General features: G+C 41.0%; 16 protein-coding genes and 1 riboswitch. Of the genes, 4 read left to right on the plus strand and 12 right to left on the minus strand.

Going from position 1 to position 12,671, the window contains the following annotated elements; all coding sequences use genetic code 11:
• Positions 1-97 precede the first annotated feature (97 nt).
• A complete protein-coding gene (locus QWT69_RS10850; RefSeq protein WP_317965576.1) occupies positions 98-577 on the plus strand; it encodes a divergent PAP2 family protein in 480 nt (159 codons plus the stop codon).
• Positions 578-624: 47 nt separating this feature from the next.
• On the opposite strand, the gene QWT69_RS10855 is transcribed toward QWT69_RS10850, so the two are convergent.
• From QWT69_RS10855 to QWT69_RS10865, 3 genes are all read right to left on the minus strand, one after another.
• Entirely contained in the window at positions 625-903 is a 279-nt protein-coding gene (locus tag QWT69_RS10855; RefSeq protein ID WP_317971041.1) for a YuiB family protein, read from the minus strand.
• Between the two features lie 250 nt (positions 904-1,153).
• Positions 1,154-2,371, minus strand: coding sequence for an NAD(P)/FAD-dependent oxidoreductase (locus QWT69_RS10860; protein ID WP_317965578.1), 1,218 nt, complete (start codon positions 2,369-2,371; stop codon positions 1,154-1,156).
• 245 nt (positions 2,372-2,616) lie between these two features.
• The gene (locus tag QWT69_RS10865; RefSeq protein ID WP_317965580.1) at positions 2,617-2,982 is read right to left on the minus strand and encodes a HesB/IscA family protein; all 366 of its coding nucleotides are present in this window, start codon (positions 2,980-2,982) and stop codon (positions 2,617-2,619) included.
• A 123-nt stretch (positions 2,983-3,105) separates the two neighbouring features.
• Here QWT69_RS10865 and QWT69_RS10870 point away from each other — a divergent pair, with 123 nt between their 5' ends.
• Positions 3,106-3,807, plus strand: a complete 702-nt coding sequence (locus QWT69_RS10870) for a DUF2225 domain-containing protein (protein WP_317965582.1) — start codon at positions 3,106-3,108, stop codon at positions 3,805-3,807.
• A 23-nt stretch (positions 3,808-3,830) separates the two neighbouring features.
• On the opposite strand, the gene QWT69_RS10875 is transcribed toward QWT69_RS10870, so the two are convergent.
• The gene (locus tag QWT69_RS10875; RefSeq protein WP_317965584.1) at positions 3,831-4,067 is read right to left on the minus strand and encodes a NifU family protein; all 237 of its coding nucleotides are present in this window, start codon (positions 4,065-4,067) and stop codon (positions 3,831-3,833) included.
• Positions 4,068-4,152: 85 nt separating this feature from the next.
• Between QWT69_RS10875 and QWT69_RS10880 the strand changes: the two genes are divergently transcribed.
• Positions 4,153-4,482: a YuzD family protein gene (locus QWT69_RS10880; RefSeq protein ID WP_317965586.1), complete on the plus strand. Its 330-nt coding sequence runs from the start codon at positions 4,153-4,155 to the stop codon at positions 4,480-4,482.
• A 77-nt stretch (positions 4,483-4,559) separates the two neighbouring features.
• On the opposite strand, the gene QWT69_RS10885 is transcribed toward QWT69_RS10880, so the two are convergent.
• Positions 4,560-5,624 carry an NAD(P)/FAD-dependent oxidoreductase gene (locus tag QWT69_RS10885; RefSeq protein ID WP_317965588.1) on the minus strand — a complete coding sequence of 355 codons (1,065 nt, stop codon included), beginning with the start codon at positions 5,622-5,624 and terminating at the stop codon, positions 4,560-4,562.
• A 140-nt stretch (positions 5,625-5,764) separates the two neighbouring features.
• Here QWT69_RS10885 and QWT69_RS10890 point away from each other — a divergent pair, with 140 nt between their 5' ends.
• Positions 5,765-6,001 carry a YuzB family protein gene (locus QWT69_RS10890; RefSeq protein ID WP_317965590.1) on the plus strand — a complete coding sequence of 79 codons (237 nt, stop codon included), beginning with the start codon at positions 5,765-5,767 and terminating at the stop codon, positions 5,999-6,001.
• A 71-nt stretch (positions 6,002-6,072) separates the two neighbouring features.
• On the opposite strand, the gene QWT69_RS10895 is transcribed toward QWT69_RS10890, so the two are convergent.
• The 7 genes from QWT69_RS10895 to QWT69_RS10925 all read right to left on the minus strand — a co-directional run bounded on the left by QWT69_RS10895 (position 6,073) and on the right by QWT69_RS10925 (position 12,340).
• Positions 6,073-6,834 carry a TIGR01457 family HAD-type hydrolase gene (locus QWT69_RS10895; RefSeq protein ID WP_317965592.1) on the minus strand — a complete coding sequence of 254 codons (762 nt, stop codon included), beginning with the start codon at positions 6,832-6,834 and terminating at the stop codon, positions 6,073-6,075.
• Between the two features lie 2 nt (positions 6,835-6,836).
• Positions 6,837-7,286, minus strand: coding sequence for a DUF86 domain-containing protein (locus QWT69_RS10900; RefSeq protein ID WP_317965594.1), 450 nt, complete (start codon positions 7,284-7,286; stop codon positions 6,837-6,839).
• Positions 7,287-7,392: 106 nt separating this feature from the next.
• Positions 7,393-7,695, minus strand: coding sequence for a YutD family protein (locus QWT69_RS10905; protein WP_317965595.1), 303 nt, complete (start codon positions 7,693-7,695; stop codon positions 7,393-7,395).
• 16 nt (positions 7,696-7,711) lie between these two features.
• The gene (gene lipA / locus QWT69_RS10910; protein WP_317965597.1) at positions 7,712-8,671 is read right to left on the minus strand and encodes a lipoyl synthase; all 960 of its coding nucleotides are present in this window, start codon (positions 8,669-8,671) and stop codon (positions 7,712-7,714) included.
• A gap of 162 nt (positions 8,672-8,833) precedes the next feature.
• A complete protein-coding gene (locus tag QWT69_RS10915; RefSeq protein WP_317965599.1) occupies positions 8,834-8,941 on the minus strand; it encodes a methionine/alanine import family NSS transporter small subunit in 108 nt (35 codons plus the stop codon).
• Positions 8,942-8,953: 12 nt separating this feature from the next.
• The gene (locus QWT69_RS10920; RefSeq protein ID WP_317965601.1) at positions 8,954-10,483 is read right to left on the minus strand and encodes a sodium-dependent transporter; all 1,530 of its coding nucleotides are present in this window, start codon (positions 10,481-10,483) and stop codon (positions 8,954-8,956) included.
• Positions 10,484-10,768: 285 nt separating this feature from the next.
• Positions 10,769-12,340 carry a Na+/H+ antiporter NhaC family protein gene (locus tag QWT69_RS10925; RefSeq protein ID WP_317965603.1) on the minus strand — a complete coding sequence of 524 codons (1,572 nt, stop codon included), beginning with the start codon at positions 12,338-12,340 and terminating at the stop codon, positions 10,769-10,771.
• A 146-nt stretch (positions 12,341-12,486) separates the two neighbouring features.
• Positions 12,487-12,665, minus strand: a riboswitch (Lysine riboswitch).
• Positions 12,666-12,671: the final 6 nt, after the last annotated feature.

The raw sequence follows: 12,671 nt of genomic DNA on the forward strand, positions 1-12,671 counted from the left end.
CCAAAATATTAATTCGAACACCGTACTATCTCATTCATTAACCCGACTATGTTATACTTAAGGTATATTTTCATTTTTTAGAAAAGGAGTGGACTTAATGGCCCTCTTACAAAACACTCCGCTCCTTGCGGCATTATTCGCGATTTTTTTCGCACAGTTCGTGAAAATCCCTATTCATTTTTTATTGACACGGAAGTTAGACTGGAAGCTGATGACGTCTACGGGCGGGATGCCGAGCTCCCATTCAGCAGCTGTATCTGCATTAACGACTGCCATTGCCTATGAAGTTGGATTAGATTCGCCGATCTTTGCGGTATCTGCTATTTTTGCGGTTATTGTCATGTTTGACGCAACAGGTATTCGTTACCAGGCGGGACAACAGGCATTAATCATCAATCAGATGCGTTTAGATTTCCAGACCTTTGTAACTGAAGTAAAAGGCTGGCCTCATAAAGACGGACAGCAAAAGATTATGGAGTTAAAAACACTGCTTGGTCATAAGCCCAGCGAAGTGTTTGCAGGCTCCGTAACCGGTATCTTAATCTCTATCATCACATATTCATTAATCGTGACATGAAAAAAGACGTTCCCGTTATGGGAGCGCCTTTTTTGTTTTTGTATCGGTCAAAACATTTGATAGCCTTGTTTACGCAGTAACTTCATCACAAATCCAGAAATGATGGCCCCGACCAACCCGCTCGTCAAAATGATAATATCAGCTGCATGTAGGGACAGGATTTTATCGCCAAGCATTCCGAAGGCATAGCCCGGTTTCGTGAGATACTCGTATACTCTCACTTCATCAATAATTAAAATAACAACAATCGGATAGATGATGGCCATTAACCACGTCATGCGAAGCAACATGTTCAATAAAAAGCCTATCCCGAAAAACATGACCATGAAAATAAGTATGGATAATACGACATGCGTCAATGAAATTGATCCCAATTTTTTATACCTCCGCTTTCCACTCACCATTTTACAACAACGGCTGCTACCTTTCAATTAAATGCGTCGTGACGAAATTATGTACGTTTATACAGGATTTATTTTGGCATAGCTTTAAAGAGATAGTTGCATAGGAAGTCTCCCTTCCTGTTAAAAAACACCTGCCAGATTAAGGGCAGGTGTTAGACAGCTTATCTCGCTATTATTTAAGTAAGTTAAACTTACCTTTTTTAAGTGTTAGGCCAACTCCACCGATAAGGAATAGCGCACGGTTGTCAACCATTTTCTTCATGAATGATGCTTTTTTACCAAACATTTTTTTACCAAAAGCAACTCCGATTGCATCGTCGTCACCAAGGGAAGCGATACTTCCTTTTAGGTCAGGAACGAATTTAGAAGTTGGTTCACCTTTCATCAAAGCAAGGATATTATTTGCAATCATATCCCCTTGCTGCATAGCAATCTGTGCAGTTGGTGGGTATGGGCGGTTCGTTTCTTCATTGATCATCAATGCACAGTCACCAACGATGAATACATCGCTATGACCTGGAGCACGAAGATCTTTGTCGACTTTAACACGCGCACGCATGTTTTCGATACCTGTCTCTTCGATCAGACGGTTTCCTCGAACACCTGCAGCCCAGACGACTGTACCAGCTTTGATGAATTCAAACTCATCTTCGCCTTTTTTGATGTTAACGCCTTCAGGAGTCGCTTCAACGACTGGAGTTCCAATCGAGAATTCAATTCCTTTTGCTTCCAATTGTCTGACAGCATAAGTTACAAGTTCAGGATCAAATCCTGGTAAAACCATAGGTGCTGCTTCGACACAGATGACACGTACTTTTTCTTTAGGAACGTCGAATTCCTCACAAAGTTCTGGTACACGGTTGCCTAGCTCTCCAAGGAATTCGATTCCTGTGAAGCCCGCACCGCCAACGACGATTGTCAAACGGCTATCGTCTTTCACTTCTTCAAGTGACCATGTAGCGAATTGATATTCTATATGTTCACGGATTTGACGCGCAGCTTTTACGTTAGCAATGGACAAAGCATACTTGTCCAAACCAGTAATACCAAACGTTTCCCCTTCGAATCCTAAACCGATGACAAGATAGTCATACGTATGTGTACCGACATTTGTCGTTACAACTTTCCCAGGAATATCGATAGCTGTAACTTCAGCTTGGACGAATTGAACTTTTCCTTCATTAATAACGTCTTTCACGTCATAACGCACTTGCTCAGGCGTCAAAGTTCCTGCAGCTGCTTCATGCAACCACGTGGACTCGTAGTGATACTCGTTCTTATTGATTAGTACGATATTAGCATCGTCAGCACCAATGGATTTTTGCAAGTTGACGACTGTGGATAAACCGCCGTAACCCGCACCTAATACTAAGATTGTCGGTCTTTTCACGAAAATCGAAACCACCTTTTAATTTATTATGTGCCGGGTCCGTTGACAATCGGTTCATACGACGATTTGCTCAGTCCTGGCATTTGTCTATATTCGACAAACTTCTACCTTACAATAGTAGCCCTTTTAAAAGGCTTTTTCAACACTTTAATGTTAAATTATTAAAAATGAATATAATAATAAAGACCCTCCCTCAAATCGACCATTCCCCGGAAGGAATATCGACCTGAAAAAAGGTCTGCATTTTACTCACATACTTCTGGTGTGCCTACTTTTTTAGCTGTTCTGAATGAAGTTCCACATCCACATGAAGCAATTGCATTTGGATTTTCAATGGTGAAGCCTCCACCCATTAGCGATTCCTTATAATCTACTTTCGTACCTTCTAAAACACCTGCATCTTCAATCGATACGACGATATTAATGCCGTGCTGGGTCATTAAATAATCAGTCTCCGATTTGTTTTCCTCAAAACCTAAACCATATGTCAGCCCACTGCATCCGCCGCCATTGACAGCGACTCGAAGATAAGCATTTTCCTCACCGTTATGTGCCATCATCTCTTTTACGTGATAGGCAGCAGATTCAGTAATTTCAACGTATTGTGTCATTTACATCCACCTTCCCGCTTTTCTTTATCATACCAATCTTTTTGGTTAATACGCAATCATATTTACTCCAAACAATCTAATATGATGTATAATAGTTAACATAGTACGAAAGGATGAATACCAATGGAAATAAGTCCTGCATACAAGAAGAAAATGGAGTGTCTAAACTGCAAGGAGAAATTTACTACAACCAAGATCCGTTCACGGTTTGTGCGTGTTACAAATCATGATTCCGACTTTAAACCTGTCTATGCGGACAAAGCGATTAATCCTTTATTATATAATGTCGCCGTTTGCCCTCATTGCGGATTTTCATATACTGACGATTTTTCTTCATACTTTGCACCAGGTATAAAAAAAGAAATTACAAATACAATCACGTCCTTATGGAGCGGACGATCGTTCGGTGATGAACGGACGATAGAGGAAGCGATCGAAGCCTATAAGCTGGCGTATTTAAGTGCAAGTGTAAAAAAAGAAAAGTCATTGACAATGGCCGGAATTACGCTTAGAATCGCCTGGTTATATAATGATTTGCAGGATTACGATACAGAGATGAGGTTTCGCGCAATTGCACGTGATCTTTATACGGAAGCATATTCTGAAAGTGATCATGTCGGAACGCAAATGTCCGAAACAAGAGTCCTCTATATGATTGCCGAGCTTTCACATCAAATCGGGGATGTTGAAGGAGCCACACGAAACTTCTCCAAAGTTATCGAGAGTCAGCGAACTTCTACAGAACCTCAAATTATCGACATGGCAAAAGAGCGTTGGCAGGAAATACGAGACACTAAAAAGCAGGAAAAATTAAAAGCGGACTGATTAGCAGTCCGCTTTTAAAACGATTAAAATACTTGTTCCACTTCTACTACTCCAGGTACTTCTTCAAGCAATGCTCTTTCAATACCCGCTTTCAATGTGATCGTCGAACTCGGACATGTGCCGCAAGCGCCCAATAGACGCAGCTTTACAATCCCCTCATCGATATCGACTAATTCACAATCTCCGCCATCTCTAAGAAGGAATGGACGTAATTTATTCAAAACTTCCTGTACTGGTTCCATCATTGCTGTATCTGTCATTGTGTTATGTCTCCCCTTTCATTATACTTATTATAAACTGGATTAAGGAAAAAATCCAATAGAGAAACTGAAAGGGGTAATTTCATTGAGTACAAAGAATGCAAAAATCGAAATTTATGGGGCAGATATCATTTGTGCGAGCTGTGTCAATTCGCCTTCTTCCAAGGACACGTATGAATGGCTTCAAGCTGCAATCAGCCGGAAATATCCTGAACAACCTGTTGAAATTGAATACATTGATATTGAATCAGACATTTCAGATCCAAAACAAAAAGAAATGGCTGACAAAGTATTGAATGATGAATACTTCTATCCGCTCGTCATGATTGGCGACGAAATGATTGGTGAAGGACATATTCAACTGAAACCGGTTTTCAATGAACTTGAAAAACACGGTTACGTCTCTAAAGAATAATTTCTGATTGATAATGGATTTAAATAATTGAGAAAAAATCCCTCACGCATGTATGATGCACGTGAGGGATTTTCAATTCAACCATTATGCCATTTGTACATCCAAAGAACACCAGACTTCAACAACCGTGCGATTCTTCCTGTAACAGTGCGATCTGCTAAATAAGCGAATCCTTGTTTCTTACCTAACGAACCCATGAAACCTTTGAGTTTGATTTCGGGCATTTCAGCAGGCAACGGTTGATTGTTCCAGACAAGACGCAGAACTTTTATGATTTGTTCTGCCTGCTCTTCAGCTAGTTGAGCACTTGGAGCATGTGGTAATGCAGCATTATCGCCGACGACATAGACGTTCTCAAAGTTTGGAATTTGGTGATACTGATTTAAGACGACTCGCCCACGGTCCTTCTCTACGTCCATATCAAGAACGCTTTTCACAGGCTGAATACCAGCAGTCCAAACTACAACGTCAACTTCAATCTTTTCTTCATGATTGTAAAGGACTTTCTCTCCAACTTCGGTAATGTTGGAATTGGAAATCACTTCGACTTCGTGTTTGTCGAACCAGCCTTTAACATAGTTACTCAGTCTTTCCGGAAAATCTTTCATGATTCGCGGTCCACGGTCAAATAATTTAATCTTAAGGTCAGGACGGCTTTCCCGCAACTCACTGGCGAGTTCAATGCCGCTCAGTCCCGCTCCTACAATTCCGACTGTCGCGCCGCCACCAAGACCTTGAAGCTTTTTATAGGTATTGCGTGATTTCCCTATTGTCTGGATACTATCCGTATACTCGGCAGCTCCGGGTACATCGTGATAATTATCTTCACAACCAAGTCCGATTACGAGTTCGTCATACCGCACAGCTTCACCGTTACTTAGTAAAACAGTTTTGTCTTCTAATTCGATTTCCAGTATTTCTCCTTCGATTACATGCAATCTCTCATGTTTAGGAAGAGCTACCCGAACTTCTGAATCCGGCGCAGTTCCTGCCGCCAGTGCATAGAATTCAGTCTTCAGACTATGGAAAGGCGTCCTGTCGATAAGTGTGATTTCGACATCGGCCGGCAATTCTTTATTGAGCAGACGAAGCAAAATGCGCATATTCCCGTAGCCTGCACCTAATAACACTAGTTTTCTCATAGCGATCTCCTTTGTTTGTCGTTTTTCCGTATTGTTCACCATTCAGATTATAACAGTTTGTGAGATATTTCACAATAAGACATGGTAATTGACGTCCGCAAGAAATAATAGTAGCATTTCAACTAGGTGAGGTGATCGTTTTGAATCCGATCGTTGAGTTTTGCATTAGTAATCTTGCCAACGGTTCACAGAAAACATTAGAAGCGTTGGAAAGAGATCCGAATATAGATGTTCTGGAATATGGCTGTCTCAGCTATTGTACTAAATGTGCTGAATCGCTGTATGCGCTCGTCAATGGTGAAGTTGTAGAAGCTGAAACACCTGAAGAATTGACCGAACGCATTCAAGAGTTCATCGAGGAAAACCCTTTATTCTAAAGCAATAATCAATGCTCGACAATTATAAAAAAGTAGGAAATGGGTTAGTATCATCCGTTTCCTACTTTTTTTCATGCATGCCAATCAGACATAGTCTTATACATAAATGTCGGCTGATCCTGTTTCTTTAAAACAGAATCTGCTGAAGTGACTCCGCCTTCCACATAGATCGTATCGATACCAAAACGGATACCCGCCTGAATATCCGTATCATAATTGTCTCCAATCATAATCATTTCATCTTTCCTATACCCTTTTTCCTGAATAAAATGCAACATATGCGATTCCGGTTTGCCGACTGTCAGCGCTTCAATGCCTGTCGTCGTTTCCAATAACTTCACGAAAGAGCCATTCCCCGGTACGAGGCCATCTTCAGTCGGAAGTGCCACATCTTTGTTCGTTGCGATAAAACGCGCACCGCCCTGTATGGCCAAACTGACTTTTGATAGTTTTTCATAACTTATATGTCGATCAATACCGACAACAACGATATCTGGATTAGTAGTTGTCAATGCAATATCTTCAAACTTCAACGCGGCTTCAAGTCCTTCTTCGCCGATCATCATAACAGATGCTCCCTCATACTTTTCCTTGCAGTACTTTGCAGCAGCGATGGCTGAAGTCATGATTCTGTCAGGACTTGTCGATATACCCATTGCGGAAAGCTTTGCAGTGAACTGCTCTGCGGTCAACGATGAATTATTCGTTATGTAATACGGCTCAGTTCCTGCTTTTTGCAATTTACGGATAAACAATTGTGCATCTTTAATAACTTCTTGTCCTTTGTAGACAGTTCCGTCGAGATCTAAACAAACCGCTTTATAACGATGCATCCTTATTGCTCCAACGGACTGAATGCTGATATTGGGCCAAGATCATTCTCCAAGTAATAGCGTACTTTAACCGGGAACTCCCGGATTACTTCTTTTGTATCTATCAAAACTGATTCAATTGCAGCGCTATCCACTTCTACAAATTCACGGACGATCATTTTACGGAGGCCAATGACTTTCTTCAGTGGATCTGCCATATCCGTTGTAATGACTTTTTCGTCTTCCATAATATCGATAATATCATCGTAGCTGCCCGGATCACGCATAATAAACCCGTCTATCATTGAATTCCCGACATCGATAATAGATTCCACGATTGTATGGGCAATTCTTTCAAGTGCCAATGAATGAATTTTGTCTTCATTCCATTTTTGATGTCCTTCAAATAACGCCAATAGACTTTCCATATAAGCAAGTGTTTCATTGATTTTAGTGCGATCGATAAAATACAATGCAGTTCCCTCCCGATTGTCTAAACTCCTTTACAATCATACCATATTCAACTGAAAAATGAACCGCCCCGCAAGCATGAGTCTGCTTGCGGGGCGGATTATCCGATCATTCTTCTTCTACTGGTTTCGGTTTGACCTTGCCGGTTTTCTGAAGGACGAAGTATGCACATCCAAAATTGCAGTATTCATAAATGTAATCCTGCAAAGTACTAATTTTCGTTTCATATGTCGCTTTCGGATTTTTATCATCAAAGAATCCCTTTAATCTTAGCTGACTATAGCCCCAGTCCCCTAAAATATAATCGTATTTTGAAAGGACATCACTAAACCTTGCATTTAATGCCTCTTCATTAAATCCTTCACGGTAATCCGTTATGATTTCATATTCAAAATTATTGATTGTAACCATGTTTATCACCGCCATCTCAGCTTTTAACTGTGGACTTCAACATTTCGTCTCCAATACGTTGTCTTTCTTTCGCAGCCGCGTTTACTTGTTCGTCAGCATGGTAGCTTGAACGGACAAGTGGACCTGCTTCACAATGTGAAAATCCTTTTGTCATCGCAATTTCACGTAACTCTCCGAATTCCTGTGGCGTATAGTACTTCTGAACTTTTAGGTGCTTTTTTGTAGGTTGTAAATATTGACCGATTGTCATAATATCTACATTATTAGCTCGCAAATCATCCATCGTTTCAATGATCTCTTCTACGGTTTCACCTAATCCTAGCATTAATGAGGATTTTGTAGGGATTTCGGGATACATCTCTTTAGCGCGTCTCAACAATTCCAATGAACGATCATACGTCGCTCGTGCACGAACTCTAGGCGTGAGCCTGCGTACTGTTTCAATATTGTGGTTCAGAATATCAGGCTTCGCATCCATTAATCGCTGTAAGTTTTCGATATCTCCACCCATATCAGAAGGCAATACTTCTACCGTCGTGAAAGGATTTTGACGTCTGATTGCACGAATTGTTTCTGCAAACACTTCAGAACCGCCATCTTTCAAATCATCTCTCGCTACAGCTGTTACAACGACATGCTTCAAATTCATAAGCGATACAGACTCTGCAACACGTTCCGGTTCAGCCAAATCCAATTCATTTGGGAGACCTGTTTTGACCGCGCAAAAACGGCATGCTCTTGTACAAACAGCACCTAGAATCATAAATGTGGCAGTTCGTCTTTCTCCCCAACATTCATGAATGTTCGGACAACGTGCTTCTTCGCAAACTGTATTCAAGTTTTTTTCACGCATCAACTTTTTCAGATCTGTATAGTTTTCATTGGTATTCAATTTGATTTTGAGCCAATCCGGTTTACGGATATGCTCTACTTTTTTTCCTACCTCTGGCCTACAAGACACGGTAACCGACTCCATTCCTATCAACTTTCCAGCATATGTTTCTCTTCAGACAATGTAACATAAATTCAGACTACGAACAACTATAGCTTTTAGAATTGTAATCGCTGTCTATTCCATAAAATGCAAAAGGAAAGCGTCCATTACAAGACGCTTTCCTTTAAACAAAATTCATTTACATTATGCTCTGCCCTTTGATTTTGAGACTGCATAGAAGATGCTTCCTGCAAGTCCTCCCCAAATGACGAGGATTCCGAGAATCATCATAAATATTGCTGCTCCACTCATTGTGAATCCTCCTTATCGATTATCATAGTCTGTCGAATCACTCGTTTTTTTATTCCACTTCATGAGCGTAAAGATAATAGCCATGACGATGGCGAATCCTGCGACAAGCCAGCCGCTTTGTAGGATGAATGCGTCTGGATACCCTTCATAGTTTCCATTGTCTGTATCATGTAGTTTCATAATATTGACACGGAATAAGTCAATCATCATATAACCGAGCACTAATGGCGTAATGATACTTAAGCAAACTCTCCATAGCATCCCGACCCGGATATCTGAAATCTCGTTGGCATGCGCTTCAAATACACCAAGTTTACGGAAGACCCATGAAATCATGAAGACTTCAATCAGTCCGATTGCTGCAACACCAAATTGGTTGATGAAATAATCCGCAGTGTCAAGGAAGTATAGACCGCCACGCGTTGCGAACAATAACGATATGATCGCAGCAGACCCTACACCAAAAATAACTGCTTTCGTACGCGAAATATTGAATTTTTCTGAGAATCCGGCAATATATGTTTCACAAATGGATATGAGAGAGGTTATCCCGGCTAGAACGAGCGACAGGAAGAACAATGCACCGAACAAGCCATTCATCCCAGGCATCTCACTAATAATTTTAGGGAATACAACGAATGCCAATCCAACACCGGCAGTTGCAACTTCGGAAACGGATTGCCCTGATTGAGTTGCCATAAAGCCAAGTGCTGCAAATACTCCAATCCCGGCTAATAACTCAAACCCGGAATTTGCAAAACCAGTAATAAATGCGTTATTTGTAATATCAGATTTCTTAGGTAAATAACTAGAATAGGTTATCATAATTGCGAATGCGATTGATAAACTGAAGAAAATATGGCCATAAGCTGCTACCCATACAGTGGAATCAGCGAGCTTACTCAGATCTGGCTTAAAGAGCGCTTCCAAACCAATTGCAGCACCATCAAGCGTAACAGCTCGAATGACTACCATGATAAAGATAACGATTAACGTCGGAATGAAAATCCGGTTCGCCAATTCGATTCCTCTTTTAACACCAGCCAATAGAATGACAAAAGCGATTGCCCATACGAGCAATAATGGTACTACAACCCCAGGTACGAGTCCGCCGACTTCCCCCGGATTGTCCGCCAAGTTCAAAACATCCCCGAATAGGAAACCTCCTGTGTCATCTCCCCACTTCAAATTGAAAGAGTAGATTGTGTACTTCATTGCCCAGGCAATAATTACAGCATAATATGTCGAAATGACAAATGATACAAAGATTCCCCACCAGCCAATCCATTCTGCTCCTTTTCCTTTCATACGGAAGAATGATAATGGAGCTGACCCACGATACTTATGACCTATCGTGAATTCCATAATCAGAATCGGAATTCCTGCAGTTAAAAGTGCAAATAAATAAGGTATGAAAAATGCCCCTCCGCCGTTTTCATATGCAACATACGGAAAACGCCAGATATTTCCTAAACCGACCGCCGATCCAACCGCTGCCATAATAAAACCGGCACGTGTCCCCCATTGCGAACGTTGTTCCATACTCTCTCCCCTTTCTAGTAGATTCATTGACTCGTTAGTATTTTCAGATTATTATATAATCTTAACGATAGTATATACGTCTTAGTTATTGTTGTCAAAATAATTTTTATATAGTGAATCCATAGATATCTAATTATCTTGAAACCTGTCAGACTAATTTGCTATAGGAAATTCGTTTTAGAATTCAGAGGTACATTAAAACTTTATGATATCGGTAAACAGATTATGCCAAACAAAAAAATCTGTCATAGCAGATGTCTCTACCATGACAGATTCACGTTTGAATCATGTTGTTAGTTCTATTTGACGGCGGCTTTTCACAGTCCAGATTGTGAATAAGACAACTATCGACAGGATGACACCAATCAGTCCAACCCAGACTGAACCTGTCAGCCCAAGGATAATATAGCCGAACGATGCGATGGCTGCAGCAATTAACGCATAAGGCAACTGAGTCGCCACATGGTCTATGTGATTTGAACCGGCTCCTGTAGAAGATAGGATTGTTGTATCTGAAATCGGTGAACAGTGATCACCGAATACTGCCCCTGCAAGAACAGCTGACAAAGCAGGCAATAACAATTCAGGTGCAGCATTGATCATAATTGTCCCCGCGATTGGAAGCAATATACCGAATGATCCCCATGAAGTTCCGGTTGAAAATGCCATTAACCCCGCTAGAATGAACATGATAACAGGAAGGAAGTTTACAGGAATATTTGACTTCTCTACAACAGTGGAGAGGAATGGACCTGTTTCCAAAATATCGATTAAATATGTTAAGCTCCATGCTAACAGCAATATGAGGATTGCCGGCATCATCGCTTTAACTCCCGTAGACAACGCTTTACCGACTAGTCGATAAGAAGCTGTTTCATTGCGACCCATTTGTGCGATATAAAGAATCGCTGCCAACAAAGTACCTATAAGACCACCTGTGACTAACGATAATGGGACATCCGTATTTTCGAATATTGCCCATATATTCAATGATTGTGTAGCACGATAGCCTGTCCACACCATCATGCCTAGTGTAACGGCAACGAGTGTCAGGATCGGTGCAACCAGATCTAGTACACGTCCGTAGTTATGTTCCGGAAAATCCTCTTTCAATTGACCAGGAATCTCTTTTTCCGGATCGAATAATTGACCAGTTTTCTGTGCAATTTCTTCATGTTTTTTCATCGTAAAGAAATCGATATTCGTCCACGCGAAGAAAAAGACCATCGCTAATGTTGCGATAACATAAAAGTTCATCGGTGCCATCATGAGGAAGGCGGATAGCGGTGAATAATTGACCGCCGTCGTAGTTCCCAGGATAAGTGCCAACTGGCCAATTAAGAAAGCCCCCCAGCTTGAAATAGGTGAGACAACACAGATGGGTGCAGATGTGGAATCGATGAAATACGCAAGCTTGGCACGTGAAATTCTGTGCTTATCCGTAATCGGACGGGACACTTGTCCAACTGCCAATGAATTGAAGTAATCATCGACAAAAATGAGCAATCCAAGAAATACCGTCAATAACTTTGCACCGCGCCTAGTTTTGATATGGCGGACTGCCCAATCGGCAAACGCTCTGCTTCCTCCCGATAAACTAACAAATGCGGTTATGATTCCTAAAAATAATACAAATACCATGATAAATATATTGTATGTATTCAGTTCACCGTCAGCCCAAAACGATACAGTCAATGCGGACCATAAATGCTTTACTGTTTCAACAGGTGCAAAGGAAGCAACTAATAATGCCGCTGTCAAAATTCCTGAACCAAGTGATAAAAGAACCCTTTTTGTCGCAAGCACCATCACGATCGCAATCAATGGTGGCAGTATTGAAACCCACGTACCAATCATACTTATTTCCTCCTTAAATCTTTCTATATTGAAGAACAAATAGGAAATAGAAAAAACCGATGCCCGTTACACAGTTAGTGTGTGTCAGGCATCGGCTTATTCTACATGTCGTTTGTTTGATAATTTCAAATTGATTTATCTAACGCACGATCTGTAGCTCATCATGCATGTATGTATGCATGACAGTGTCATTCCTATTCGAAATGACCCCAATGTGAATGGATTGGCGATCCAATTCACACTTCGGCAAAACTTCCTTTCACGAACGATCACTGATGCCAATCTACGTTCGCTACTAATAAGTCCTGCAGCCTCTACCTAATCGGTGTTC

This window comes from Sporosarcina oncorhynchi (genome assembly GCF_033304615.1).
Classification (GTDB): Bacteria; Bacillota; Bacilli; order Bacillales_A; family Planococcaceae; genus Sporosarcina; species Sporosarcina oncorhynchi.